Annotated in this window: 21 protein-coding genes and 2 pseudogenes; 17 read left to right on the forward strand and 6 right to left on the reverse strand. The window is 55.6% G+C overall.

The genetic code is table 11. From position 1 onward, the window contains the following. The first annotated feature begins 5 nt into the window (after positions 1-5). The 4 genes from FEAC_RS10170 to FEAC_RS10185 all read left to right on the forward strand — a co-directional run bounded on the left by FEAC_RS10170 (position 6) and on the right by FEAC_RS10185 (position 3,881). Positions 6-1,022, forward strand: coding sequence for a branched-chain amino acid ABC transporter permease (locus FEAC_RS10170; protein WP_035390158.1), 1,017 nt, complete (start codon positions 6-8; stop codon positions 1,020-1,022). 2 nt (positions 1,023-1,024) lie between these two features. After that, entirely contained in the window at positions 1,025-1,822 is a 798-nt protein-coding gene (locus FEAC_RS10175; protein ID WP_035390160.1) for an ABC transporter ATP-binding protein, read from the forward strand. Further along, positions 1,803-2,522 carry an ABC transporter ATP-binding protein gene (locus FEAC_RS10180; protein ID WP_035390162.1) on the forward strand — a complete coding sequence of 240 codons (720 nt, stop codon included), beginning with the start codon at positions 1,803-1,805 and terminating at the stop codon, positions 2,520-2,522. Before FEAC_RS10175 ends, FEAC_RS10180 begins: the two co-directional genes overlap by 20 nt. An 81-nt stretch (positions 2,523-2,603) precedes the next feature. Next, positions 2,604-3,881, forward strand: coding sequence for an ABC transporter substrate-binding protein (locus FEAC_RS10185; protein ID WP_035390164.1), 1,278 nt, complete (start codon positions 2,604-2,606; stop codon positions 3,879-3,881). 320 nt (positions 3,882-4,201) lie between these two features. Here FEAC_RS10185 and FEAC_RS10190 read toward each other — a convergent pair whose 3' ends face one another. Then, positions 4,202-4,729 carry a hypothetical protein gene (locus tag FEAC_RS10190; protein WP_035390165.1) on the reverse strand — a complete coding sequence of 176 codons (528 nt, stop codon included), beginning with the start codon at positions 4,727-4,729 and terminating at the stop codon, positions 4,202-4,204. Positions 4,730-5,248: 519 nt separating this feature from the next. Here FEAC_RS10190 and FEAC_RS10195 point away from each other — a divergent pair. Next, positions 5,249-6,562 (forward strand): anaerobic sulfatase maturase, encoded by a 1,314-nt coding sequence (locus FEAC_RS10195; RefSeq protein ID WP_052566212.1) that lies wholly within the window; start codon positions 5,249-5,251, stop codon positions 6,560-6,562. A 346-nt stretch (positions 6,563-6,908) separates the two neighbouring features. Further along, a complete protein-coding gene (locus FEAC_RS10200) occupies positions 6,909-7,250 on the forward strand; it encodes a DsrE family protein (RefSeq protein ID WP_035390166.1) in 342 nt (113 codons plus the stop codon). A 457-nt stretch (positions 7,251-7,707) separates the two neighbouring features. On the opposite strand, the gene FEAC_RS10205 is transcribed toward FEAC_RS10200, so the two are convergent. Together FEAC_RS10205 and FEAC_RS10210 are read right to left on the reverse strand one after the other, a co-directional pair. Next, positions 7,708-8,514, reverse strand: a complete 807-nt coding sequence (locus FEAC_RS10205; RefSeq protein WP_052566213.1) for an alpha/beta fold hydrolase — start codon at positions 8,512-8,514, stop codon at positions 7,708-7,710. Between the two features lie 5 nt (positions 8,515-8,519). Further along, positions 8,520-8,930 carry a helix-turn-helix domain-containing protein gene (locus tag FEAC_RS10210; RefSeq protein WP_035390168.1) on the reverse strand — a complete coding sequence of 137 codons (411 nt, stop codon included), beginning with the start codon at positions 8,928-8,930 and terminating at the stop codon, positions 8,520-8,522. A 55-nt stretch (positions 8,931-8,985) separates the two neighbouring features. Here FEAC_RS10210 and FEAC_RS10215 point away from each other — a divergent pair, with 55 nt between their 5' ends. Together FEAC_RS10215 and FEAC_RS10220 are read left to right on the forward strand one after the other, a co-directional pair. Beyond that, positions 8,986-9,915 (forward strand): TIGR03621 family F420-dependent LLM class oxidoreductase, encoded by a 930-nt coding sequence (locus FEAC_RS10215; protein WP_052566214.1) that lies wholly within the window; start codon positions 8,986-8,988, stop codon positions 9,913-9,915. Further along, entirely contained in the window at positions 9,912-10,664 is a 753-nt protein-coding gene (locus FEAC_RS10220) for an MBL fold metallo-hydrolase (protein WP_035390170.1), read from the forward strand. Before FEAC_RS10215 ends, FEAC_RS10220 begins: the two co-directional genes overlap by 4 nt. Positions 10,665-11,890: 1,226 nt before the next feature. On the opposite strand, the pseudogene FEAC_RS10230 reads toward FEAC_RS10220, so the two are convergent. Both FEAC_RS10230 and FEAC_RS10235 read right to left on the reverse strand, forming a co-directional pair. After that, positions 11,891-13,091 (reverse strand): annotated as a pseudogene (locus tag FEAC_RS10230) (IS4 family transposase). Positions 13,092-13,809: 718 nt separating this feature from the next. Continuing rightward, a complete protein-coding gene (locus tag FEAC_RS10235) occupies positions 13,810-14,217 on the reverse strand; it encodes a VOC family protein (protein WP_035390172.1) in 408 nt (135 codons plus the stop codon). A gap of 900 nt (positions 14,218-15,117) precedes the next feature. Between FEAC_RS10235 and FEAC_RS10240 the strand changes: the two genes are divergently transcribed. From FEAC_RS10240 to FEAC_RS10280, 8 genes are all read left to right on the forward strand, one after another. Continuing rightward, positions 15,118-15,513 carry an ArsR/SmtB family transcription factor gene (locus FEAC_RS10240; protein ID WP_035390173.1) on the forward strand — a complete coding sequence of 132 codons (396 nt, stop codon included), beginning with the start codon at positions 15,118-15,120 and terminating at the stop codon, positions 15,511-15,513. 3 nt (positions 15,514-15,516) lie between these two features. After that, a complete protein-coding gene (locus FEAC_RS10245) occupies positions 15,517-15,999 on the forward strand; it encodes an NADH-quinone oxidoreductase subunit B family protein (RefSeq protein ID WP_035390175.1) in 483 nt (160 codons plus the stop codon). After that, positions 15,996-17,942: a proton-conducting transporter transmembrane domain-containing protein gene (locus tag FEAC_RS10250; protein ID WP_052566216.1), complete on the forward strand. Its 1,947-nt coding sequence runs from the start codon at positions 15,996-15,998 to the stop codon at positions 17,940-17,942. Before FEAC_RS10245 ends, FEAC_RS10250 begins: the two co-directional genes overlap by 4 nt. Continuing rightward, a complete protein-coding gene (locus FEAC_RS10255) occupies positions 17,939-18,877 on the forward strand; it encodes a respiratory chain complex I subunit 1 family protein (RefSeq protein WP_035390177.1) in 939 nt (312 codons plus the stop codon). Before FEAC_RS10250 ends, FEAC_RS10255 begins: the two co-directional genes overlap by 4 nt. Before the next feature lies 1 nt (position 18,878). Then, positions 18,879-19,526, forward strand: a complete 648-nt coding sequence (locus tag FEAC_RS10260) for a hypothetical protein (RefSeq protein ID WP_035390179.1) — start codon at positions 18,879-18,881, stop codon at positions 19,524-19,526. After that, positions 19,526-20,989 (forward strand): proton-conducting transporter transmembrane domain-containing protein, encoded by a 1,464-nt coding sequence (locus FEAC_RS10265; protein WP_035390181.1) that lies wholly within the window; start codon positions 19,526-19,528, stop codon positions 20,987-20,989. Before FEAC_RS10260 ends, FEAC_RS10265 begins: the two co-directional genes overlap by 1 nt. A 2-nt stretch (positions 20,990-20,991) precedes the next feature. Continuing rightward, on the forward strand, positions 20,992-22,530 hold the full coding sequence (locus tag FEAC_RS10270; protein WP_035390183.1) for a hydrogenase large subunit: 1,539 nt from the start codon (positions 20,992-20,994) through the stop codon (positions 22,528-22,530). 538 nt (positions 22,531-23,068) lie between these two features. Further along, entirely contained in the window at positions 23,069-23,752 is a 684-nt protein-coding gene (locus FEAC_RS10280) for a lysophospholipid acyltransferase family protein (protein ID WP_035390185.1), read from the forward strand. 244 nt (positions 23,753-23,996) lie between these two features. Here FEAC_RS10280 and trhA read toward each other — a convergent pair whose 3' ends face one another. Next, positions 23,997-24,686: a PAQR family membrane homeostasis protein TrhA gene (gene trhA, locus FEAC_RS10285; protein WP_160290379.1), complete on the reverse strand. Its 690-nt coding sequence runs from the start codon at positions 24,684-24,686 to the stop codon at positions 23,997-23,999. Positions 24,687-25,028: 342 nt separating this feature from the next. On the opposite strand from trhA, the pseudogene FEAC_RS10295 reads away from it, so the two are divergent. Continuing rightward, positions 25,029-26,015 (forward strand): annotated as a pseudogene (locus FEAC_RS10295) (hypothetical protein); the annotation flags it as partial.

Genomic DNA, 26,015 nt, shown 5'->3' on the forward strand with positions numbered 1-26,015 from the left:
GAGGCGTGACAATACTTATCGGTTATCTTGCCACTCTTGGGGTCTATTTCTGTATCTACAATATTTTCAGCATCGGGCTGAACATTCAATTTGGGTACGCCGGGATCCTTGATTTTACGGTCATCACCTTCATGGCTGTAGGTGCTTATATGGCCGGTGTGGGGTCGTTGGCGCCAGCTCAACCAGGAACGCAAATTTACTATATTCTCGGCCTCTCACTTCCATGGCCATTAGCCTTCATAATGGGTGCAGCCAGTGCTGGAATTCTTGGCTACCTAGTGGGGTTGATTGCACTTCGCAGGCTGCGTTCTGACTATCTAGCGATTGTTACCCTAGCTGCCGGGTCGATCATCTATGGGCTGGTTGGAAACAACACCAAACTCTTCGATGGTTATGAGGGCCTTGTCGGAGTACCCCAGCCCTTCAATGGGGTTCTGAACCTCACTCCGAACACCTACGACCTGGTGTTCATGATCTTCGCCGCGATCATCATGGGCTTGTTGTGGTTCCTTGCTAATCGACTCTACAAGTCGCCGCTCGGCAGGGCTATGCGAGCAACGCGTGAAGATCTCGATGTTGCCGAGGCGTTTGGCAAGAATACCTATCGGATCAGGATGATGGCGATGGTTATTGGAGCGGTGTTTGTTGGAATTGGTGGCGTGCTTACCATTTGGTTCATCACCGCGTTGGCCCCTGCTGGTTGGGGACCAAGCGAGACCTTCGTGATTTGGGCTGCTCTGATCGTTGGCGGCATGGGCAACAACAAGGGAGCTGTTGTCGGTTCGTTCCTAGTGGCGGTGCTGTTCAACGAGGCTACGCGCTTCCTGCCTAGTATCAGCGGCTTTCCTAGCTTGATACCTGAGATCCGAAATATCTGTATAGGCGCCTTGGTGATCTTGACGTTGCGTTTCCGCCCTCAGGGAGTGCTTCCTGAACGGAAGGCCAAGTTCTTCGAGCTGCCGCTGAGTAACTCCAGAGCCTCGCTCGAAAGGGAGACTGTTGTTGCCGGAGGGGAGGAGTAATGATGGATCAGGTCGCACCGATCCTTTCGGTTGTCGCATTAGAGAAGAGCTTCGGCGGAGTACAGGCGGTGCGTGGGGCTGAGTTCGACGTACAAGAGGGTTCTATTACCGCACTTATCGGACCTAATGGGGCCGGTAAATCGACAGTGGTGAATCTCATCGCCGGGGCGCTGCATCCGGACGCGGGCCATGTCCATTTTCAGGGTGCCGAGATTACAGGGCGTAAGCCGTTCCAGGTCGCTCGACACGGTCTCATTCGCACCTTCCAGATCTCGCGTGAGTATCCTGCATTGACCGTGCTCGAGAATCTTATGGTCTCTCCTCTGAATCAAACGGGGGAGCACCTCTTTACCGCTCTCTTTCGACGTGGTCGCTACAAGCAGGAGGAGCGCGACCTGGTTGAGAAGGCAGTGCAGATTCTTGATGACTTTGGTCTCTATGCGATGCGTGATGAGTATGCGCGCAATTTGAGTGGAGGACAGAAGCGACTGCTGGAGCTGGCACGAGCGGTGATGGCTGATCCGAAGATGCTCATTCTTGATGAACCAATGGCGGGTATAAATCCTGCATTGATATCGCGTATTGGCGAGCACATGCTTCGTTTGAAGGAGGAGAGCGGCTACACGTTCCTCATGGTCGAGCACAACCTCGACGTCGTCGAGCGTATTTGCGATCATGTTGTCGTACTCGCTGTGGGCCGCACGCTTGCTCGAGGAACCATGGCTGAGCTGCGGATGGATACTGAAGTCGTGTCTGCTTACCTGACAGGAGGTACCGTTGGTGCAAGTACTAAAGGTTGATCAGCTCACCGCCGGGTACGGGAAAATCCCGATCGTCCAAGAGGTTTGCCTGGAGGTTGGCGTAGGGCAAGTTGTTACCATAGTTGGCCCCAACGGGGCAGGAAAGTCGACCTTTCTCAAAGCGGTGTTTGGCTTGTTACCAAGGATGGCTGGGACGATTCAACTCGATGGGGACGATATTACGAACGTGCCCACGCATCGGCTCGCGCGCGCTGGCGTTGCTTATGTTCCTCAAAATGAAAACGTGTTTCCCTCTATGTCTGTCGAGGAGAATCTTGAGCTCGGCAGCTTCGTGAGCTCGAAGAGCTTCCGCGCTCGGGTAAATGATGTTTGGGATATCTTTCCTGAGCTAAAGCCGGCAAAGGGGAAGAAGGCGGGGCTTTTGAGCGGTGGACAGCGAAACATGCTTGGCATGGCACGCGCACTTATGGCGGAACCAAAGGTTATCTTGCTCGACGAACCAACGGCTGGCTTATCGCCGGCCAACGTCGAGGTTGTTTGGTCTCAGATCGCGACCATAAGTGAGCTAGGAACCAGCGTTGTTGTAGTGGAACAGAACGTGGATCGTGCGCTTGACAGTTCGGACCATGTCTACATCATTGTCGCTGGTCGTAATCATGATCATGCGGCACCAGAGGTTCTTAGGAAGCTGGATCTGGCTGGCATATTCTTGGGCGCTTCTGCAGAGCAGAGAGCCTGACATAAGTCTCAACCTAGAACGGGTGAGAGTGGAAAGCAAAGGGGGATAAAGTACATGTGGCATAAGAAGTTGGTGCGGGGAATGAGGGTTCGAAGAGGCAAGTTCATTGGCACGAGCCTGCTCGCTCTCGGAGCTATGACGATGGCGGCGTGCGGTAGCACCAGCAGTAGTTCGAGCACTACAAGTAGTAAGAGTAAGGGCATTAGCGGAACTATCCAGGCCGGCATTCTTCTTCCGATGAGCGGTAAGGAGGCTTTCGTCGGTCAGTGGTTCGATCATGGTGTAGAGGCTGGCCTCTATGCGGTCAACCATGGTGGGGGTGTTCTCGGGGCGAAGATTAACGGGACATTGGCAGATACGGCAGGTGACCCGGTTGACGCGGTGACCGCATTCCACACTTTGCTGCTGCACAACCCGGCAGTCATTTTTGGACCGTCATCACTTGAGATAGAAGGCGTGATCCGCCAATTTGGCCCGGACCATGTGGTCGATCTCATGGAGGGAGGCACTACCCAGCTTGACTACATGAAGTATCCGTATGTATACCGTGTCTTCCCATCCGACTCTGAACTCCTCTCGGGTGAGGCATACTATGCCTACAAGGGCAAGGGTTGTCACTTTGCTGCAGAGGTCTATGATTCTGGGCCAAATGCACAGGCAGAGGTGGGACCGGTTACCAGGGCTTATCAGAAGCTAGGCGGCAAGATAGTGTCTAACACAACCATTGTTGCTGGCCAGAGTTCGTATCTGTCTTCGGTCGCGAAGATCTTCTCTGGGGCGCAGAAGCCACAGTGTGTCTTCTTCCACATGGATCCACAGACGGCAAGTACGTTCTTTGCCAACGTTAGTCAGTTGGGGCATCTAAATATTCCGTTCATAACCGGCGATACCGGAGCCTCTACGCAGATGGCAAAGGCGATGGGACTCAGTAATGCTTCGAAGTGGTTGTCCGGAATGGCAGCGCCACCAGCGTATGCACAGTCGAACGCGGCGTTCTTGAGTGCTTATCAGGCGGTTTGGCATACCAATAAGCCATTGCCTGCATCACCAGCAATGTATGACTCGGTTATCATCGCGGCTCTCGCCATGGATGCTGCACATTCGTCGAATCCAACCGTATGGCGCCCCTTCATCACGAAGGTGTCTAACCCGCCTGGAACGAAGTGCTATACCTATACGAGCTGTGCTGCGTTATTGAAAAAGGGAACAAAGATCAACTATCAAGGAGCTAGCGGAAACGAAAACTTCAACAAGTATCACAATGTGTTCTCGTCCTTCGAGGTAGTGAAGTTCACCTCCTCCGGTGGCTTGAAGACGGTATTCACTGAGCCAGCGAGTACTCTAGCCAAGCTGTATTAACCCTTCGAAATGATTGAGAGGCTCCGCCCAATGTCCGCGTGAGCGGATCGGGTTCGAGCCTCTTGGTCGTTGTCGGCGCTACCTCGGTTGATAGATCGTTGACTGGAGAACGCTTTGGGTGTGAAGGCTGTTTCCGGATGGGATTCCCACTTCACTCTTGACTAGCGGATGATACTTCTGGGTAAGAATGCAAGAGACCGGACCTTTCTGGTCCGGTCGGCTCATTGGGGAAAATATAGCTTGCCCAACTGGTAGACAGTTCGATGTAGATCACGAAGACCCATACACCGACTGTCTACCCGTTGGACCGCATGGGTGGGTTAAGGTCGATTCTTCAGCGCGATGCTCGCTGAAGAGTTATTAGAAGCGACTATGGGGTTATGCACCTTTACTGCATGGTGAGCGGTTGCGTTCGCGTGACCATTAGGTATCGCGGTCATCGAGACGCCGGCTTGGGCTGCGCAGAATGTAGTTACCGTCTCACTCTTCGCGGTAGCGAGGTCGGCCAGCTCTACGAATGCCTTCGAATGTGCCAGCTGAGTCATGACGCCGGCGCTCGCTCCACCACTTGCCATCATGTGTGCTTTGTAGGCAACACAGAGGCCGTGGATGCTTGCACCGCTGGCCAAGCCTTGATTGATGGTAGCGCTCGTAGTACCACTGGTGCTCTGATTGGTGGTCGATTGGTTCTGGGTGGAGCTCGCGGATTGTGAAGTATTCGCGGTTACATCGGTAGCCTCGATACGCGCATGTGCATTTGCATGTACAATTGCAACCGTGCCAAGACCTCCAGTGAGGAATAATGATGCGGCGACGAGGCTCTTTCCGGAGATAAAGCTTATTAACATAACGTTCTCCTTTCTGTCCTTGCGGACTTTGTCTGTGCCATTCGTCCCGCGCGGGAGTCTGTAGAGGGAAGCGTGCAAACGGGCCGATCCGTTACAGATAGTGGGAAGCTTTCTGATTTTACTTGCATCGGTAGTGGTCGGTGACATCCACAGTGCAACCGGAGGTCAGATTGCGGTGGGCGAGCGGTCTCGGGAATGTGTGAGCCATTGAGGTCGTGATCGGGCTCCATAGGAGGGTCAGCATCGCTTCGCTGTCTATTGAACTGCGCACTGATGTGTCATCCTGGGTTTCTTGTCCTGACAAGACCGGATGAGGCGATAGTCGGTGCAATAGGGAGTGTGGATGCTGGTGAATGACCAGAGCATTCGGTGGTCTTGCTGTAGCTCGGGCGGATGGGCACCACGCCCGAGCGCGGGTGAACTTATGTGCTAGATACTGACGGATATCGTTGCCCGACTCACCCCAACTCCTTCTGGTCTTGAATGGTTATCAGGAGTTGAAGCCGATATTGTTGCTACATGAGTCTCGATACCGAAGCTGTTGTCACTAGCGCCGCTAATGAGCCATTCGCTGTTATGGCCAAGCCCACCGGGCCAATTTGTAACCTCGGCTGCGACTACTGCTATTACCTCGAGAAGACTGAGTTGTTCGGCTCGCAAGAGCGCTTTCGAGCCTCTGAGTCGGTGATAGAGACCTATATTCGCACCAATATCGAAAGTAGTGTCGGTCCGTATGTTCAGTTTTCTTGGCATGGAGGTGAACCGACGTTAGCTGGAATCGATTTCTATAGGCGGATAGTAGCGCTCCAGCAGCGCTACCTGCCAGCAGGCTGGAGCGCACTCAACAATATTCAAACCAATGGAACTCTGCTCAATGACCGCTGGGCTGAGTTCTTGGCGGCTAACCAATTTACGGTGGGGATAAGTATTGACGGACCAGCTTATTTACACGATTCTCTTCGAAGGGATAAGTCTGGATGTGGTAGTCATGTGCGGGTGATGCGTGGCCTGCACGTCCTAAGGGCTCATGGCATAGAGCCGGATGTGTTATGTACGGTCAACTCGGCTACAGTACAGCATCCACTCGCGATCTACCGTTTCTTTCGTGAGCAAAATGTCAGCTGGTTACAGTTTTTGCCGGTCGTTCGACGGGCCGCCGATGGTGGAGCAGATGCGTTGTCTGTCGACCCGGAGGCTTTGGGGGATTTTCTCTGTACGATTTTCGACGAGTGGATACGACACGATGTTGGGCGAGTTGGGGTGCAGAATTTCCTGGAGAGCCTTCTTGTCTGGTCAGGACAGGAGGCGCATCTATGCGTGATGGCTGAGACCTGTGGCAGAGTGTTGGCGATGGAGCATGATGGCAGCGTGTACTCGTGCGATCATTTCGTCGACGAGCAGCACCGTCTGGGACGAGTCGATGACGGACTGGCGGCGCTGCTTGAATCGCCATCCCAGCGCGCATTTGGTACCTTCAAACGGGATGGACTCCCCTCGATCTGCAGGGAGTGTCCAGTTAGGTTCGTCTGCAATGGTGGATGTCCAAAGGATCGATTTGCAGTCGCACCCAATGGCGAGGACGGTCTCAACTATCTCTGCGGTGGATATCGTCGGTTCTATGAACACATCGATTCCTACATGAGACGGATGGTAGCCTTAGCCGCCCGGAGGCTCCCTATTACGCAAATCATGGCCCAAGTTGCAGCACTTGACAACGGAGAACCGGTCATTTGGCCGGATGTCGGCCGAAACGATCCATGTGGATGTGGGAGTGGGAGGAAATACAAGCATTGTTGTCTGCGTGGAGCATCTTCTGCTCCAGGGTCGTCTTAACAATAAGAGAATGGGCGACGCATACTTGGTCAACCATTAGAGCGCCATCGTGCAAGTACTTATGCGGGTTGTATCGTCGAGTTGCGGCTATCAACTGGGATTGAGAGACAAGGAGTGCCGATTCTACTTGTGGGGATTGCGCGGCATGTGTTCCACGTGGAGATGGCGGCATTGACTGGCTATCGATTTAGGAACTCCTTGCTCTGAAGTTTTGATTGCAGTACAGCTGTGTCATGATGTCAATCTTGATTGAGTTGGCAGGGGGCGTTCTGCATTTCATTAACGCATCCTTGGCTCTAACAGGGAGTAGGGCGATTTCTTATACCCTATGGGGTAGACTGGGGAGATGACAAAAATTGCATTTTGGATAACAGCTGGCCCTGATCAAGCAGACAAGGCCCTGTCGGGTCTTCGACTTGCACAACGCCTACGGGCGAATCGCGCCCAGGATACTCGGGTTTACCTTTTCGGACCAGGCGTTGCACTAGGTGAGTCCTCCATTCCTGCGGTAGTAGCAGTACTCGAAGATCTCCGCAAGTCGGAGGTCCCAGTTCAAGCGTGCCCCGCCAACGTGGAGCAGATGGGTCTCGATGAGAAAGTTATCACCGGCCGTGGCATTGAGCTTGAGCCCGCGGGCAATGTTATGATCGAATTGGTCGAAAGCGGTTACCAGATCGTCGGCGTATAGCAGTATCCTGTTGCCGGCGTTGTGCCGCCTTAGATGGACGTGAGCGCATTTGATAATGCGAAACGTTCGGTCTGCGAGGGATTCGCTGATGCGGTGACGGCCTCCACAACCGCAGGATTCTCGGTGTGGAAACTACCGGCTACTGCGGGTTGGCCCAGATGGCCGGAGCCTTTGGTTCATCCCCCGACATTGCATATTTGTCGTCGTGTTTCACGCTTGAGAGAGCGTTCTTGTGCCTCGGCTATCTGAGGCGGACCAACTTGAACTTGCCTCCGGGAACAGCGCCGTTGGGCTTGGCTATTACTGTCCGCCAGGAGCCCGGACAACAGGATCTACGCCTCGGTCTTTGACATCTCCCCACATGGGGGTCGAAGACCCCGCGCGGCTGGCCTTGAAGCGTTTTTCGTTGCAACTCCTCGCTGAGAGGTTCTCGAGTATCAAGCGAGGGCGATACCGATCATTCGTTGAAGGGGCCAAGAAATGCCTTGCACTCTTCGAGCCAGCCCCTGGTGATTGCTGCAAAGACGGTAGGTTGTTCCAAGGGGAGGTAATGACCAGCACTGCTGATGCATGTGTAGCTGGCATAGTTGTAGTTTCCCAGAGCATCGGAGAGACTGGCGTACCCGACGACGCGGTCTCGTTGGCCGGCTACGAAGCAGACCGGGGCGTTGCACACAGTAGCTGCGTCCTCATCCGAGAGAGCGAAGCCATCTGCTCGTAGGGATGCGAGATAGGCATCGTCGCTCGGCGCGTTACCGTCTAGTGCCGCGACAACCCTATCGGCAACCTCGCCAGTCTGGAGGCCAACGGCGTGGCTGAAATGTTCGCGAAGATGAGAAGGCACATAATCCAACCACCCCGGGTGGGGGTTCGATGCGAGTACACCGGAGAGATCGCGGTCCCAAGGTCGGATCTTAAAACCAGTGCAAACCAGCATTAGGCCACCTACCTGGTCAGGGAGTCGACGTGTAACACCCGCTGCAAGATAGCCTCCGTAGGACCAGCCGAGTATAGCGAAGGGTCTGTAGTGGAGCTCAGCTTGGATAGTAGCGACGACCGCGTCGAGTACTGCGTCGGATCGGGGTGGGTAGTGCGCCGGCGAGTCACCGGTTCCCGGCAGATCGACATAGAGGCGGCGCCAACCGGATACTTCGGTGAAAGCAGGCTCGATCGCAGCAGCCATGGAGGTGTGATCAAAACCGAAAGAGGGCAAGACGACGAGCGGATCGCCCCCATCTCCATGTACCTGGAGGTGAAGCGTCATCGCCCCTAGACACCTTCAGCGCTGTGTCCGACGATATGCGAGGATGACCCGGCGAAACCCGGCGGTCTGCGCTCTGGAGCGTCATGGCCGTCGAGCCAGTCGAGAACTGCGCGACGTGAGAAGCGCCACTCGCTACCGAACCGTCGGCCGGGCAGCTCTCCGGAGTGAACACGTACCAAGACGGCATTGTCGTCAAGCTTTAACAGTTCAGCGAGCTCGACGAGGGTGAGCACCTCATCAGGGATATCCTTTGGTCCGTCCTCAACTGCTGAAACCTCGCCAGCTGCCAGCGCCGACTCGAGTAGATCGTTAACGAGGTCCTGCTTGGTACGCCCAAGGGCGTGCGCTCGGGAGTCGAGTTGGCGAGCCCGGGATACCGGGATGCGGACAAACAGCGCGGTGCGATTTTCGGGCATAGCACTAAAGTCTAGCTGGTTGCTATCTGGATATCAACCTGATAGCATACCTAGGATGACCGCGTTTCGCTTTGGCTATCAGACGAGAACCGATGCCCCCGTTATACTTCGCCAACAGGTACAGGCGGCAGAGGCGGCCGGCTTCGATGTGTTCTGCACCTTCGACCACCTTGGACGACACCTATCAGTCCTCGAAGCGCTCGCGTTCGCTGCGGCTTGGAGCGAACGAATCCGACTCTGCCCACTGGTGCTGAATAACGACCTCCATCACCCAGGGATCTTGGCCCAACGTCTCGCGACCTTGGATCGGCTCTCAGCCGGACGTCTTGAGGTCGGGATAGGTGCTGGGCACGCCTTTCCCGAGTACCACGCGACGTCTATCAGCTTCGATCCACCCCAACAACGCAAGCGTCGCCTCGCCGAGTCTGTCGACATCCTTCGTCGCCTCCTCGACGGTGAGCAGGTGGACCATCATGGCGAATACTACGACTTGAGTGGTTTTACCTCTATCGAGCCGCTTCAAAATCACGTCCCGATTCTTGTTGGAGTAAACGGACGAGCCGGTCTCGCTCATGCCGCACGCACGGCCGACATCATTGGGCTCACCATGCTCGGGGTTACCCTCCCCGACGGCAACGCCCACGCCGTACGTTGGGATCCGGAGCGTCTCGATGCCACCGTCACCTGGATCGCCGAGCAGGCCGGTGAGCGAGCCGGGCACCTCGAATTGAATGCGCTAGTCCAGGCTGTGGTCGTTACCGACGATCGCCGCAAGGCAGCCGAAGAGTTGGCCGCCGAGGTTCCCGGTCTCGAGGTCGATCACGCACTCTCGACTCCATTCCTAGCACTCGGCACTCACGACGAGATCGCAGCGCACCTCTTCGCCTGTAGAGAACGCTGGGGGATCTCTTACTATGTGGTGCGCGACATCGAGGGCTTCGCTCCGGTGATCGAGTTGCTCCACGCTGAGGACCAATCGTCATGACCAAACTCGCTCGTATCGACGACGTCCGCCGCCTCGACTTTGGCTTCTTTGTACGTCCGGCTACCGAGACCGGCAGCGGTCAGCCCCGGGTGGAACCGGTATATGGCTACCTTATCAAGCACCCCGAGATGACTGTGGTGTTCGACACCGGCATCGGTGCGGCGGACCCCGAGACCGAGGCGTATTACCAACCACAGCGCAGGTCCCTCGATCTCGCCTGTCGAGAGGCAGAATGCAGCATCGATGATATCGATGTCATCGTGAATAGCCACTTGCACTTCGACCATTGCGGTGCAAACCCTCGCATGGCTGGCCGGCGAATCATCGTCCAGTCGGCGGAGCTTGAAGACGCAAGGGGAGTTAACTACACCTTTCCAGAGCTCATTGACTTCGACCGCGCACACTATGACCCCATCACTGGGGAGGCTGAGATCGCAGATGGTATCGTCGTGCTCCCCACCCCCGGTCACAGTCGAGGCCATCAGTCTGTTGCCGTGTGCGCCGATGACGGCGCTCTTCTCGTGGCGGGGCAGGCGATGGACTTCTCAATGACGACCTCTGTACCGCTGGCCGGAGACGCATCTGCATATGCGAGCGCGCACCTAGCCCACCAGGTGTATCCTGAGCTCGACCGGCGTTTAGCACCCTGGCCCGAGTGGCTCGAACGTATCGAGCAGTTCGATCCCGTGCGGGTGGTCTTTGCCCACGACGGTGCAACCTTTGGGCCCAAAATTGCAGCTGAGCGCTGACGAGACTTGACAAAGTACGGTAACTGTTCTCTTGCATGGGTGTTTTGTCCGTTGGTTGCTATGCAGTCCCACTATCCCACCAGAGTCCCGATCAACCGATCCGACCAGGGCGTACGCTCTTAATGATGAAGCACTTCACCTCACCCCGCAACCCCCATCGGCAATCGGATACAATGATCGAATCCTATGTCGTAGGACACTCGGCGAGGGGAGTATCTACCGCTACGGTGACCAATGGCGTGCCCTCCTGAAGTGGACTGGACCAGATGGTCGAGCGGTTACTCGATCCAAGAGGTGTAGCACCAAGCCACAGGCCGAAGTAGCACCCGCTAAGTTTCGCTGCCACCCGTAACGCAGGTGTCATCGGGAATTCAGCAACGACCATAGACACGGTGCTCACCCGATGGCTCAAAACTCGCAAGCCGACATTGCGGATTTACATTGGCAGGGTATGAACGGGCTACGAGGGACATCAGGGAAGGGTTGGGTTCTCTTCGGTTAGAACGACTCACGCCTGCCATAGTTGGTTCCTTTGTAGGTCAACTCGCAGAGTCCGGTCTGTCAACTCGTTCACGTCGTCTCATTCGAGTCGTACTCTCCCAGGCGTGCAAAGCAGCAGTGGGATGGCGCTTGATCCCGGCGAGCCCTTGTGACTATGCCAGGCCGATCAGGCTCGAACGGGCAGAACCCCAAGCTCTCAGTGTTGAGAAGCCAGACAACCCCGCCATGCCGCCAAGGAAGACTGGCTCGGCGTCCTTTGCCTCCTCTCCCTGGCTCTTGGACGTGGTGAAGCACCGATACAGCCAGCGATTTCGACGCACGAAGATCCGGCCACACGTTACCCAGTCCAGTGTCTCCACAGTGCGAACAAGCCGTTCAGTTGCGGGATCATAGCCCCTTGGAGTTCCACGACCTATTTGAAGTGCCAAGCTTGGCCCTTTGTTATCTTGGGAAGGTGCCTCTAAGCCCAATACCACTTAATTGAGGTCCAAGCCCACCAACGTCGGTAGATTGACGTTTCTGTGGTGAGGTACAGAGAGGGACCGGCGATGACGATGGTGTCGCGTGGATGAGCTTGTGGGTGAGCCGGACTGCGCTGATGGGCACGTTTCGGTGGCCACTTCGACATCTTCCGCTTTATCACCCTTGGATTTGCCCGCAGTCTGCGCTTGTTTAACCACCTAAGCATCTCAGTGATCGTCTCCGAGATGGCCCTCGTCAAACGGTCAGGGGGGAAAGGCCGCCTGGTCAGTGACCTGGCGGCGAATGACCCGCAGAGAGGCCAGAAACGAGACCCGGTCCGGGTCGAGTTCTTGAGGTTCAACAGCAGCATTGATCAGGGCTCGGATAGCGTAGTACACAAGCAGGTGGGCGTAGATCTCTTGGGTGACCATGTCCGGTGATTTGGACCGTAGCACCCGGCCAGCACCTCGCTGGTGGGTCTTTAGTTCGTCGAACGCACTCTCCTCTTCCCATCGCTCACCGTAGAGTGCGGCTAGCTCGAGTGCGGGTGCCTGGGCCGGGTCAAGCAGGGTGGTGATGAGACGGATCGGAGCCTCGCCTTTGGTGCGAGAAGGGTGCGCCAGGGTGTACTCGATGACCCGGACGGTGATTAGTTTGCCGGGATTGCCCTTCGGCGGGCGAAGTGCCGACAGGTAGGATCCATCTTCTAGGAATGTCGTCACCGGAAGGACCATGTTGGACTTAGTTCGCCAGCACAGCACCAGTAGCTGCCGCTCCTTGCCACAGGTCATAACCGCTAAAACCCCGATCGACGAGGAGGAGCATCTCATTGTTGAGCTTCTTGAACAGCGAACGAGCCAAGGTGGTCTCTCCCGTAGAGCATGCGCCGATCTTGGCACCGATAATCGCGTGCGTTCCACATTCGACGAGTGCTACCACCCGAGCCTGTGGGAAGGCCCCTTGCATCTCACCCCGACTACTCCCCGGTCGACCAAAGTGAGCCGAGTTCGCCTCGGTGTCTGGTAGGTCAAACACGGTCCCATCGATCGCTACGAGCCGTAAGCCCCGCCACCACGAGCCGGGCGAGGACTCGGTACCCGTTGGTGAGGCAATCCGCTCAAACAACATCTTCATCACCCCACCACCGAGCCGGGCACGCGCCTGTGTCAGTGCCCCAGAGCTCGGCACTTGCCAGTCTCCTCGCCAGCGAGCCATATGCTGTAGGCCACCGACGAGTAGCCGGGCAACCTCCTCATAACCCTCATCGGCCCATAGGCACATCGCAAGGGTGAAATACACCACCACCCGCGCTGGGAGCAACCGGTGACGTTGCTCTACCCTCCCAGCCCCCTGGATTACCTCGTCGATGAGCGCTGGTGGAAACATCGAGGTCAATACCCCGATGGCTATCCGATCCGTGAGACGCTCGCCATCGGAAACCTTGACCTGACCGACTCTTGGCATGAACCGAGTTCATGCACAAGATGACCTTAACTAAGTGGTATTGGGCTAAGAGGCGTGTTTCTTGCCCTTCATGTGATTTCCTTCCATATCTATTTTGGTCGGTCTTCTCGGTTTCTGGGTGGATCAGATAGGGTTCACAACTCCAGGAACACCGGTGCAATTTCCATGGTGATAGGTGGTAGTGAGATTCCGGACATCAAGACGATTGCGGCACATATGTAGCGACCTACACGTTGAGCCACAATCTATCGACCTTGGAGCAATTCGGAGAGATCCCAGAAGTTGGGCTAGTCCATGAGGACATGGTCTCGAACATTCCGCGCTCAAAGTCAGCGCGACGCTCGGTTTTGGCCTCGACAGGCCTGAGACACGCTGGTGAAGCCGTACTGTGCCATTAGGGTTAGCGGTGATGAAGCATGAGACTGACCGCGCTGAAGTCGTGAGTGCCAATGAGGGTGACCCCGCCTGCTGGGCTCACCTCATCTGTTCGGAGTGTGGGGCTATCGAAATCGAGGGACATCGTCCGGCTTGCCGCTACGAGCAAGCTGAAGCCTCGGGCACCGACCGAGCCAGCGAGAGTTGACCTTGAGGACGCCAGGCCCGAGCGTCTAGGCCTGAGTGGAGATGACCTCGACTAGCTCGGTAGTGAGCCGTGTTGTCATCGTGCCACCCGTGGTAGTATGAGCGCTCGCAGTCGAGAGGAGATGCCATCGGCTGTTTACTGGCGCGGCTTGGACCACCACAGCTCGAGCTGGATGTGGTCGGGGTCACGAAAGACGAGCGCCGAGCCGGTGTCGGTGTCGGCCACCGGCGAATGCTCGACGCTGAGCGCTTCCAGTCGCTCCTGCCACTTGTCGAGGTCCTCGCGCTTTTCAACGGCGAAGCCGACGTGATCGAGCCCGGCACGGCGCTCATCGAAGCGCTCGCCTCCGAAGTCCTGGTGCTGGTTGAGACCGATCACCAGACCGGAGAGCTCGTGGACCAGCACGATCATCGTGCGCTTCGGGAAGTCGACCCGTCGCAGGCGACGTAGTCCGAGAACCTGCATGTACCAGGCCGCGCTCGCTTCGGCGTCGGATACCGACAGGTCGAGGTGGCTGATCCCAGAGAACTCACTCGTCCCCATGTCACTCCTCTCAGGTTAATCCGTCGCGCTCAGCCTACTCTGCGTCATAGTGATCCAGGTGGTCTCGGATTTCCGTCCCGTTCAGAATGTCCCGATTGAACTGCCTTTCTGGCTCGGAAAACCATCGTTGCGATGGTTTTCCAAATTCGACGGCCGCTTCAAGCTGTCTCATAAGTGTCGTCAGTGGCCCTCGTCAGAGACATGTGTATGACAACCGCGACGCAAAGACTACGATCGCGCCAGGATCCCAGCTTTACTGGGGCCGTCCAGCAGGCGGCTTGATCCACTCGGACCGTTGTGGTTATTAGCCTACCGGATGATATATCTTTCATATCAGGCTGCCTGGTTAGCGCTGCGCCAACGATTTGCCTTGAACGTAAGCATGCATTCTGGCCGAGGCTTCCTCTTTTCGATCGGCAACCGCCGTATTGCAACGTCAATGGTTTGTAGTCTCAGTGATGTCAAGGTCCCAAGCCGCCGGCTCCTCCTCGGCTAAGCATTTGGTGATCAGCGACCAAGCCTTCCGCTAACTTGGCTAAGAGGCGTGCTTCTTGCCCTTCATGTGATTTCCTCCCAGATCTAGTTTGGTCAGTCATCTCGGTTTTCGGGGGATCAGATAGGGTTCACACCGTACACCCAAAGCCGCCTAAGTGACTAGTGGAGTCTCGTCTGCGGAGGAACGGATCTCAGTTGAGCTCTGGGTCCCACCCGGAAGCTCTGGGCATTGTCTGTTTCGGTGTCACGACGATAGTCCTGAGTAGTGGGCAATTCTGAGCTCAGCTTGGCTGTGGACAGGTGCTGGCCAGTTGAGTGTAGTCATTTGCATGTTTTTGCAATTTCGCATTTAATGATTCAGTGCACAGAGAGTCGTGTTAGAATTTCCCCGTCAGGAAGGGATCTATGTCGACTTCAGCCACGAGCCACGCGACGCCGCTCTATGAGCTCAAGGCAGATTTCTTTAAATCGATGGGGCACCCCATCCGCATCCGCATTCTTGAGTTGCTATCCAACGGTCCGCTAAACGTGGGCGAACTGAAGGCTCAAATCGAGGTCAACGCCCCCCACCTTTCTCAACAGTTGAATGTTCTGAAGCGAGAGGGGCTCGTCACCTCAGCGCGCAGTGAAAAGAATGTGGTATATGCGCTTGCGTTCGAAGAACTCATCGAACTCCTTGCCGTCGCCCGGCGTATCTTGATCGATGTGCTCGCCAAGCAGAGCGATCTCCTCGTCGATCTCCAAACGTCCTTGCCGTCACCCGACAGCATGCCTGGTCCTGTCAGAGAGACTCTTGACTGACCAATGCTCAAAGAACTCATTCGGCGTATCATTCATACTGGCAGAGTCAGCGAGGCGGTGACTCCTCAAGTCAAAGTCCAAACGTCTCCGGCCTTTAGCTCCGGTTCCGTTCACCTCCGACATCTAGATGTTGGCTCTTGCAATGGTTGTGAGATCGAAGTCGGGGCCTGCTTCTCGCCGGTTTACGATCTCGAGCGATTCGGCATTGCTATGACTGCCTCGCCTCGCCATGCCGATGGTGTCCTTATTACTGGGGTGGTAACCAAGAACATGTTGCGCCCGTTCCACCAGACCATAGCGGCCACCCCAGCGCCCAAACAGCTAATCGCCATCGGCGACTGCGCCATCAACGGGGGTCCATTCCTTCCAAGCTATGCCATAGAAGGAGCACCTAGCGAACTCCTCCCAATCGACCTCATGGTTCCGGGTTGTCCGCCAGATCCTACAGCCATCATTGAGGCTCTGCGGCGGCTCAGCGGCAAATGACAAATGATACTGAGACGTCACTATATCGCACATGGCTGGTGAGCTGTTCAATACTCACAATGATGATTGCGCTCGCCGGAGGAGCGCTCGCGGTGCTTGCCCTCATGGGACACGTTCCATCGATTAACTCCGCATGGTTGCTACCCATTGCGGGTCTTCATCTCAAGATCGACAGCATCTCAGCTCTGTTCGATCTGTTGACTGCCGCTATCGGGCTCCCTGTCGCTGCCTATATGGGTACCTATTTCTCGCACCACCAAGTCCCAAAGCTCACCCTTGGCCTTATGCCAACCTTCCTGACCGCCATGCTCCTCGTTCCGATGGCGGCGACGTACTTTAACCTCTGGTTTTTCTGGGAGATTATGGCGCTTGCTTCAGCTGCCCTTGTCCTTACCAACTATCGCAGCCCTCAAGTTCGCAAAGCAGGTCTGCACTATATTGTCTACACGCAAGTTGGTTTCGCACTCATTCTGGCGTCGACCGCTGTTCTAAATGCAAAATCCTCGGTCGGTTTCCTGAATGAGCCGAGCTCACATGTCGCACCGCTCTCGAGTCTGGTTTTCGTACTCAGCCTCTTGGGTTTCACATCCAAAGCTGGCCTTCTACCACTAAACTCGTGGCTTCCACTTGCGCACCCGGAGGCGCCAACGCCAGTTTCAGCCTTGATGAGTGCCAGCATGGTCAACCTTGGCATCTATGGGATTGTCAGGATTGACCTCGTTAATCCTGGTCACACCTGGTGGGGTATTCTCATGATCATCATTGGGCTGTCAACCGCGACCTACGGTGCGCTACACGCCTTGATCTCTGCAGACATCAAGCGACTCCTTGCCTATTCAACCAGCGAGAATCTCGGTATCGTTATCACCGCACTGGGAACTTACGAGCTATTTCGTAGCACACACTTTGTGATCCTCGCAGAGCTCGCTTTGGCTGCGGCGATTCTCCATCTGATTGGACACGTGCTCTTCAAATCACTCGCTTTCATCACCTCCGGTCGCCTCATCGATGAGGCTGGGACGCGCGATATCGACCATATGGGCGACATGATCCACCGAACACCGCTCGCCAGCGCAGGATATGGCATAGCTAGCCTTGGCGCAACCGGACTCCCCCTCGGTGCTGGCTTCATAGGAGAATGGCTGCTTTTGCAGGCCCTCATCCACACGCCACCAAGTGCGCCAACCCTCCTTCGGGTGATCATGCCTATCGCAGTGGCGATTCTTGCGCTCACGGTGGGCCTAAAGGTAGCGGCGATGACCAAGTCGTTTGGCATCGGAGTTCTATCCCGGCCGAGGGATCCCTGCACGACCGCAATCAATAGTGGGAGGCTTGTAATTTGGATAGACACTGTCATCATCTCAGTCCTCGCACTAGCTAATCTCGCCTTTAGTGCTCTTCCAAGCCTTGCCAGTCCGCTCGTTCGACTCTTCGCCGAAGCCCTATTGCCTCAAGGAGTGCCGACTCACATCGGCCTCTATATCACGCTATCACCGTTGAGAGGTGGCATCTCGCCTCTTGTGATCGTCATCGTGGTTGCTTGCGCCACTATTGCGGTCGGCATTCTGGTGGAGCTGCGTATACGATCCAATGGCCGAGTTAAGAGCGGCGATCTGTGGAACTGTGGAGGCGGTGAGCCACGCATCCGCATGCAATACAACAGCACGTCCTTTGCGCAACCTCTAGAGACGATCTTTGCCAACGCACTGCGTCTTGACGAACAAACCGCAGCTTCACACGCAGATGAAGACCGTCTGATCGTCGCCGCGATCGTCTATGAACGTTCCAGAACTGACATCGTTGCCACCATGCTTCATCGATTCGTCGGCGACTCCCTGGACCAATGCTCACGATTGGTTCGGCGCGCCCACGCAGGCAATGTGCGACTGTACACGCTCTACGGTGCGATCGGACTCCTCATCATTTTGCTGGTTGCCAGATGACGATACTCCTCCAACTGTTATTCTTCCTCCTCATCGGTCCGGTCTCGATCGGCCTGATCCGCAAGGTTCATGCGCGCCTTGAGGGACGAAGTGGCGCACCCGTCATACAACCCTTTCGACGCTTTGGCCAGCTATGGAAGAAGGAGACCATAGAGCCCACTGGGGCAAGTGCGATCTTCCGTTTTGCTCCTTATGTTCTCCTCGGCACCAGTCTCACTATCGCAGCCGTCGGACCGTTCATCGCTACTTCAGATGGACTTGGTTCCTCGTCCGATCTCTTTGTCGTAGTAGGACTACTATTTCTCGGGAACATTACCATGGCCTTAGCCGGCCTGGACCTAGGGACATCCTTTGGCGGCATGGGCGCCTCGCGGGAACTCACCGTATCGTCGCTTGTCGAACCCACATTGCTCATCGCGATTTTTGCGCTGTCCATCCCTGCTGGCACTAGCTCGCTTGATGCCATCTGTAGGACGGCGCTGTCGGATCCGGGGCGCCTCTTGACTCCAGCCGATCTCTTGGCTCTCGGTGCCTTCGTCGTGGTAGTCATAGCAGAAGCAAAACGTCTCCCGATCGACAACCCGACGACCCACCTGGAGCTGACCATGATCCACGAAGCGATGCTTCTAGAGTACTCTGGCCCACGGCTTGCTGTCATCGAGTGGGCATCTGATATCCGACTCGCATTACTGCTCGGTCTCATAGCCAACCTTTTTTTCCCGCTCGGGATCGCCAACCACCAAGCCAACGTAGCGATGTTTGTGATCTCGATCACAGTGCTCGTCGTCAAAGTCCTACTGCTTGCTACACTTATCGCACTCGCCGAAACTGCGATCACCAAAATCAGGTTAACGAGGGTCCCAGAACTACTTTCTGGATCGTTCATTTTCGCATTCCTTTCGATCATGATCTCGTTCTTCGTGAGCAGGCGATGAGATGAGCATTCTGATTCAACTGTGTCCGGCATTGCTCCTTCTCACTGGCATTCTGATTGCTGCATTTAGAGATCTCCGCGCCCAGACGGTCATCCTACGAATCCAGGGGATAGGACTTGGCATGTTACCACTGCTGCTGGCTATCGAGCAGCACTCGGTGGCGCTGGCCGTTGCGGGTGTCATTGAGCTTGCTATACGGGGTTTTCTCCTCCCCGGGCTCCTGATGCGAACCGTGAAGCGTCTTCCACCGGAGCAAGATCCATCCACGGTGCGCAACACCGCCAGTTCCTTCTTGCTATCGGGCATTCTCACCGTAATCGCCAACCTGGTCTTCTTACCCCTCACGCGAGCGACCTCTACAACCTTAGGACAGTCAAGCTTTATCGGCCTTGTGTTAGTATTCCTCGGAATTCAGGTGCTGCTCATGAGGCGTCGGGCAATCGGGCAGATCATCGGTTTCCTGATGATCGACAACGGGATTGACGCTTTCGGGTTCCTCGCCACCCTTGGCGTGCCATTCATACTCGAGCTCGGTGGCGGTCTTGATCTAGTGTTTGTCGTCCTAATTCTGGCGGTGTTGACAAACCGAATGGTGATCAAATTCGAAGGTACAGACATCGACGATCTCTCGGAGTTGAGGGAACGGTGATGGCGCTTATCCTGTTCGGCGTCGTAGTGGGTCTCCCTCTGTTGGCAATTGCTTCGGCCACTCTACACGCACCACACCGACTCACTTGGATAGGTACCCTCGTTGTGGATGCCTCTATCCTTGTCGCTGGGGCTCTTGTCCTGCTGGTGCACCCAGGTACTGTTCTGATGGCGAACAACTTCCGGCTCGACCCACTTGCAGGGATCCTATTGCTGGTGATCGGGTCGGTTGCAATCCTCTCCGGGGCGTCGAGCAGGACCTATCTCAGTCATCAGCTTCTCGACGACCCAGTCGCTGATCATAAGTGGCGACTCTACTGGGGTCTTTTTAATCTCTTCACCCTCACCATGGTCCTAGCCGTCGTCTCGAACAACCTCGGCATCACCTGGATCGCTATCGAGGCAACGACGGTGTCAACGACCTTCCTCGTCGGGTTCAAGCGGACGCCAAAATCCCTCGAAGCCGCCTGGAAGTACGCCATCATCTGCTCCTTCGGACTCTCAGTTGCTCTACTTGGCGTCGTCGTGATCTACTTCGGCGCCACCAAAGCAGGGATCCCAGGATCGCAGGCTCTGCTGATCAACGTACTCCTGCAGCACGCTAAGGAGTTGAACCCGAGCATTCTTCGCATTGGTATCGGTCTCTGTATCGTTGGCTTTGGAGCCAAAGCGGGCTTGGTGCCTTTTCACACCTGGTTGCCGGATGCCCATTCTCAAGCCCCGGCACCGATCTCGGCCATGATGTCTGGCGTCCTTCTTTCAGTAGCCGCCTCCGTCGTACTTCGTGTCACCGAGCTCTCATCGGCGATACTCGGTCCTTCCTATGCGCGACTGCTCCTTTTGATCATTGGTATTCTCACCATGGGGGTTGCGGCTCTCTTAATCTTCGGCCAACAAGAGCTTAAGCGAATGCTGGCCCAGTCATCAATGGAACAGATGGGTTTGATCGCCATCGCCATCGCCATCAATACTGAGCTAGCCATAGCAGCCCTTCTATTACACATCTTTGTCCATGGCATCGCGAAGAGTTCAGCTTTTATCGCTGCGGGCCAAATGGAAGAGGTAACAAGCAAACATCGGATCGCAGACATCGCGGGCATGTTGCGGACTCACCCTCATCTCGCCCGCGGCTTCCTCCTTGCACTCATCGCATTGCTTGCTGTGCCACCATTTGGGCTCTTCTGGAGTGAGGCGGGAATCATCACCGCAACAGTGCGGGCCGGATACCTTCTCCCTGCGATACTTGTGGTGTTACTTCTGCTGATCGCCTCGATTGGCCTAGTGCGTGCTGGCCTCGCACTCACGTTGTCGGACCCACTGCCGACCAAACTCAGAACGCTCCAGACTCGATCCTTGCATCCAGTTGTCATCGCGACCTCAATCGCAGCTGTGGTAGGACTCGTTGGCACCCCCACCACCCATATCATCGTCCAGGCCGCCTCGTCAATCCTTCAGAAGGTGTGAGTATGTCCTCAATCGTTCCAGCCACAAGCTGTTCACCTCGAGATATTGCCCCTGTGTTGGCCCACGCTCTTGCGAACGGTGCTCGAGTGGCCATGGTGGGAGGGGAGGATCGACCATCAGAGGGTGTCATTGAGATTAACTATCTGCTAGTCAACGGCGTCGAGCCCCTATTTTCCGAGTTCACCCTTCAACTCGATCGCTCCAAGCCCAGGCTCGCCTCCATGGCGAATCTCGACTTCTCGATCGGTCGTTTCGAACGTGAGCTTGCTGACCAATTCGGTGTCATCCTTGTTGGGCATCCGCGCCCGGCTCGTCTCGTAAAACATGCCCACTGGCCAGAAGATTATCACCCGCTACTCCATGATGCACCTCCTAACCTGGGTACCTTGCCCGATCGGAGTGATTACCCCTTCCTTGAGGTCCAGGGCGATGCAGTCTACGAGATCGGGGTTGGCCCCATCCATGCCGGAATCATCGAGCCGGGCCACTTTCGATTCTCGGCGGTTGGCGAGTCTATCATCGCAATGAAGGCCCGCCTGTGGTTTGTTCATCGTGGTATTGAGAAGCTTTTCGAGGGCGTCGGCCTTCCAGAGGCGATTACTCTCGCTGAAAAGATCTCAGGTGACTCATCTGTCGGTCACTCACTCGCGATGACCGAGGCTATCGAAGACGCGCTTGGCATCGAGATCGACCCACTCACGAGGCTAGCGCGCCAGCACCTGCTCAACATGGAGCAGATGCATAACCTCATCAGCGACATAGGCGCAATCGCCAATGACGTCGCCTTCTCCATCGTCAACTCGTTCTCCAGCACGCAGAGAGAGTACGCACTGCGTGAGAATCGGCGACTGACGGGTCACCGGCTGCTCCGTGGAGCGATCAGGCTCGGTGGAGTAGCGTTCCGTGAACCACCGGATCCACTCTTCTTCGAACGGCTCGCCAAGGAGATGGATGAGATTGTGGAGATCTTTCTCTCGAACGTCATGGCGATGGACAGGCTAAAGGGCACCGGTATCCTGAGTACTATCGATGCAAGGGCTATCGGGTGTGTTGGCTATGTAGCGTTAGCCTCTGGGATTCCTAACGCTGAAGTAGTGGCTCCAACAATCGACACCTCTCGCGCCGACAACATCGTCGCCAACACCGGCTACGACCCCAGCCAGCAAACTCCAGGTGCAGCTTCTATAGGCTCCGGAGACGTCGCGGCACGTCTAGAGGTACGGATCTTCCAGCTTCGTAGCGTGCTAGCTGAACTCGCGCAATCAGCATTGCTCCTAGAGAGTTTCGTTACAGCCTCGGTGCCAATCTCGATAAGTAGCTCGACGGAACGAGCCACAGGCGTAGCCTGTCTAGAGAGTTGGAGAGGGAGACTTACGCATCGGATCGTCGTAGATCACGGCAGAATCATACGAGCAAAGGTGGTCGATCCGTCGTTTTTCAACTGGCCAGCCGTCTCAATCTCACTTCGCGGCGCGATGGTGGCAGATTTTCCGTTGATTAACAAGAGCTTTAACCTCTCGTACGCGGGCAATGACCTCTGAGTCCGCTCCAAAGCACCTGCGCGTTCATAGGCACTTACCTTCTTCTCGCTCTCCAGCCGCTTCAGTTCCTTCCGTCCTACCGATGGAGACGAAGCTGAAACGAGTCGGTGGGTGCCCACCTCTCATGTCTAACCTGTGTTGTAGTGGCTTGCTTGGAGTTTTAGCCATTGAGCGAGAGCCGAAGAATCTACTAGGACGTTCTGGTTTTCCATTTGCGCGTAGGAATCTGTCATCAAGGATCTTCTTGACTCACCCGCAGGGAGTGAATCGGCTGATCTCGCGATCTTCGCTCCTTGACTTGGGCGTTTCTGGTGGTCACTTAGCCGCTTCCTGGGCAAGCATTGTTACGGTGGATCGGTATTGGCCATGCTTGATCATCTCAGCAGTCTTAAATACTCCGCCCATCGATGGGTCGCCCTGGCGAGCTAAACTGCGAAGGCGGCGTTCAATCGTTTCTACGATTCGCATAGTTCTTGGACGAATGACTTGAAACTACTTTTTCGATGATAATGTTTTGCCTACAGAAAAGGCGCTTTGTATGTTGCTGAGAGATATACGCGCCCACAAGGTAGCCCTCGCAATATGTGCTGCTCTGACAACCATCGCACTCTCGGTCATAGCAAAGGTGCATATCGATGATGTGGATCTCGAGTCGGTCAAGGATCGGGGCGTGATCATAGCGAGCAACCATCGTAGTCTTTTGGACTTCTTTGTAGGCACCGTCGCATTCCGGCGATGGGGTGTGTATCCGTATCCCTTCGTCAGGGGCGACTTCTTCGCCAGGCCGGTTCTAGGCCGAGCGCTGAGACTGGTGGGGGCGATTCCTGCGGGTCATGGTCGAAGTGCATTGTTCGCCGTCAAGAGAGCCCATGAGATTTTGCACAACGGTGGTGTCATCACCATCGCTCCAGAAGGGCGGATTGTTCCCTTGTCGCAGCGCTCTACTGGATTAGGGGATTTGAAGCGCGGAGTGGGAATCATGAGTTCTAGATATGCAACTCCTATCCTCTTGGCGGCCGTAAAGAATACCGATGAAGCATGGCCTGCCGGACGTCGAGCCCCGATGTTGCACTTACCGTGGAATCGTCCGACGATCACTGTTGTCACCACATTACTGATCGTTCAAGTTGGAATGAGTTCTTCGGAGATTACTCTGCTGGTGACACAGGGATTGAACTCCCTCCTCGGTGCTAGTGTTGACACCGAAGAGGATCCAAGATGATGGCGCATTGGCACGCTTGGAAACGCTTGACGGCACCGGATAATCACTTAGCTCGTCTATCTCCTGTCTATTGAGTCAGATGTTCAGCCTGATCACAAAGATCTAATAGCCAGTCGATATGCTTAGCTCGCAGAGCGGAGTTGTCGGCGCTGCCTTCTTGGCGGTCCTGTATCCACCTATGGTCCCAGGTAGTTGCACTACGTGGGCTGAGCTAGCGGTTGTTAGTGACCAGAAAGCTGTTCACCTATACATGATGAGGAGCGGCTAGCGACCAGACGACCACGAAGTAGCATGCGCTCGCAAGGACGACCATGGCGTGCCAAACTTCGTGGTAGCCGAAAACTTTAGGGGCGGGATCGGGCCATCGAAACCCAAGCACACCAGCTCCTAAGCTGTAGATGACTCCCATTCCAATAAATAGGATGATCTCGGTGGCGCTCAGGTTATGAATCGCCTGTGGCAGAGTGATCACCGCGAGCCAGCCTAGCGCGATATATGCCAGCCCGCTGATAACGCCCTTCGGCATGACGCCGATCCACGTGAGCAGAGCACAACTGGTACCACCAATCCAAACTCCAACTAGTGCAAGGTCGAAGAGCCATCCAGTCCCAGCGAGAAGAAAGAACGGCGTAGCAGAGGCAGCAATGAATAGGTATATCATTGCACGATCAGCCCGACGGAGCCGTTCGCGTGTTATAGACGAAACTGGCAGCAGGTGGTAGCCAGCACTGATTGCATAGAGGGCAATCAAACCTAGTAAGTAGACAATGACACCAATGCTCGCCCCATCCTTGGTTAGCAGTGCGACACTGGCCGGTAGTGCGACCCCAAGAGCGCAAAGGTGCAGAACACCGCGCCAGCGAGGAGCAAGTTCGGTGCCTGATGGACGCGAACGCTGATCTCGAAAGTTGAATGAGATTGAAGAAGGTGTCACCAAGTGACTCCCGCGGGCGTTGTCGGCCCGAAATCGAACCACACTTCAAGAGGTGTAATGCCGAGGGTGCTCGATGGATGGTCGTACAATTGTTGCGTTTGGATCCTCAGTATTGGAGGCAATCCAGACTTCTTCCTGCGCATCTGGCTCCTCTTCATGGATCAGCTACTTTTGCCACAGTTTACAGCCCCTCTGCTAGGCGTCTTCAAATTTACCTGTTCGTGCCAACACCTGTGGTCTAATGAGGCAAACCTCGGACCGCCGAGTGAGTGGATAATGATGCAGGTTCTCTATCATGACCGGTATCAGGACAAAACCTGACCGACCGTTTGGGGGTGGGGTGTGGGCGACGTTGCAAACGTGAACGATCTCCTCGATAGCCATGTGATTCTCGATCTTGAGTGTCTCGACCGGATCTACTTGAACGTCTATGTGCCCAAGCTTCAAATGCCAGGTCAAGTCGTCTACTTCCTGCGCGATCATCGAAAGATGCCGATTGCCTCTCCGGCCATCATGGAGAAGATGGGGAATCGCTTCAGAGAGGCCGTTCGGAGCTTTGCAACGACAAACAACATCCCTATTGTGCGTTTTAAGAAGGGTGAGCGCCACATCCAGGTCATGGAGCCCTACCTCAAGGCTGCAACTGAACCTGGAATAGTAGCAATCGGAGTAGCCCAGGAGTTTCAATCAGTCTTTAGCGCAACCAAGAGGAAGGACTCGTCTGGGGGTGCTCCGTCATTCACCTTCGCAAAGGCTGATCGACGAGTCACCGCTTACTACTTCTATCTCATGGATGCCGACTTCGGAGCCGGGTTCATCAAGATCTGCTCGTACTTCCCCTATCCGGGAAAGGTCTGGGTCAACGGACACGAATGGGCGAAACGTCAAGCGCTCAAAGCAGGTATCGGATTCACGGAGTTAGCCAATGGGTTCGCCTCCTGTGAGGACTCTGTAGCTCTTCAAGCTCTCTGTAACCGTCTTGGTCCAAACCAGATCGAGGAGTTCTTCCACCGTTGGATGCAGGTCATCCCAATCCCACTCGACGATAGAGACCGTTTGGCCGGTTTCTGGTGGGAGTTGTCAATGCGTCAGATCGAGGTCTCTCGCACTATCGTCTTTGATGCACCTCGTCGAGCCCGGGCCTTCTTCGAGTCAACCGTGGCCGACAACATCGACATCGGCCGCCCAGATGAAGTCAAGCTAATCTTTGCTCGCCAGATCCGTAAGAACACCAACGCTGAGTTCGCAACCAGGATCGTAACACGGGGAACCGATGTCACCATCAACGCGTTCTACAAACACTCTCGTATCAAGGAATACCTCAAGGAG

The organism is Ferrimicrobium acidiphilum DSM 19497 (assembly GCF_000949255.1).
GTDB classification, from domain to species: Bacteria; Actinomycetota; Acidimicrobiia; order Acidimicrobiales; family Acidimicrobiaceae; genus Ferrimicrobium; species Ferrimicrobium acidiphilum.

Excerpts from the sequence above, each read along its gene's own strand:
- FEAC_RS10185 (WP_035390164.1), top strand. The coding sequence starts at position 2,604 with ATGAGGGTTCGAAGAGGCAAGTTCATTGGCACGAGCCTGCTCGCTCTC.
- FEAC_RS10195 (WP_052566212.1), top strand. The coding sequence starts at position 5,249 with ATGAGTCTCGATACCGAAGCTGTTGTCACTAGCGCCGCTAATGAGCCA.
- FEAC_RS10215 (WP_052566214.1), top strand. The coding sequence starts at position 8,986 with ATGACCGCGTTTCGCTTTGGCTATCAGACGAGAACCGATGCCCCCGTT.
- FEAC_RS10255 (WP_035390177.1), top strand. The coding sequence starts at position 17,939 with ATGACGATACTCCTCCAACTGTTATTCTTCCTCCTCATCGGTCCGGTC.
- FEAC_RS10190 (WP_035390165.1), bottom strand. The coding sequence starts at position 4,729 with ATGTTAATAAGCTTTATCTCCGGAAAGAGCCTCGTCGCCGCATCATTA.
- FEAC_RS10260 (WP_035390179.1), top strand. The coding sequence starts at position 18,879 with ATGAGCATTCTGATTCAACTGTGTCCGGCATTGCTCCTTCTCACTGGC.
- FEAC_RS10210 (WP_035390168.1), bottom strand. The coding sequence starts at position 8,930 with ATGCCCGAAAATCGCACCGCGCTGTTTGTCCGCATCCCGGTATCCCGG.
- FEAC_RS10265 (WP_035390181.1), top strand. The coding sequence starts at position 19,526 with ATGGCGCTTATCCTGTTCGGCGTCGTAGTGGGTCTCCCTCTGTTGGCA.
- FEAC_RS10220 (WP_035390170.1), top strand. The coding sequence starts at position 9,912 with ATGACCAAACTCGCTCGTATCGACGACGTCCGCCGCCTCGACTTTGGC.
- FEAC_RS10205 (WP_052566213.1), bottom strand. The coding sequence starts at position 8,514 with ATGACGCTTCACCTCCAGGTACATGGAGATGGGGGCGATCCGCTCGTC.
- FEAC_RS10175 (WP_035390160.1), top strand. The coding sequence starts at position 1,025 with ATGGATCAGGTCGCACCGATCCTTTCGGTTGTCGCATTAGAGAAGAGC.
- FEAC_RS10245 (WP_035390175.1), top strand. The coding sequence starts at position 15,517 with ATGCTCAAAGAACTCATTCGGCGTATCATTCATACTGGCAGAGTCAGC.
- FEAC_RS10200 (WP_035390166.1), top strand. The coding sequence starts at position 6,909 with ATGACAAAAATTGCATTTTGGATAACAGCTGGCCCTGATCAAGCAGAC.
- FEAC_RS10280 (WP_035390185.1), top strand. The coding sequence starts at position 23,069 with ATGTTGCTGAGAGATATACGCGCCCACAAGGTAGCCCTCGCAATATGT.
- FEAC_RS10240 (WP_035390173.1), top strand. The coding sequence starts at position 15,118 with ATGTCGACTTCAGCCACGAGCCACGCGACGCCGCTCTATGAGCTCAAG.
- FEAC_RS10235 (WP_035390172.1), bottom strand. The coding sequence starts at position 14,217 with ATGGGGACGAGTGAGTTCTCTGGGATCAGCCACCTCGACCTGTCGGTA.
- FEAC_RS10250 (WP_052566216.1), top strand. The coding sequence starts at position 15,996 with ATGACAAATGATACTGAGACGTCACTATATCGCACATGGCTGGTGAGC.
- FEAC_RS10270 (WP_035390183.1), top strand. The coding sequence starts at position 20,992 with ATGTCCTCAATCGTTCCAGCCACAAGCTGTTCACCTCGAGATATTGCC.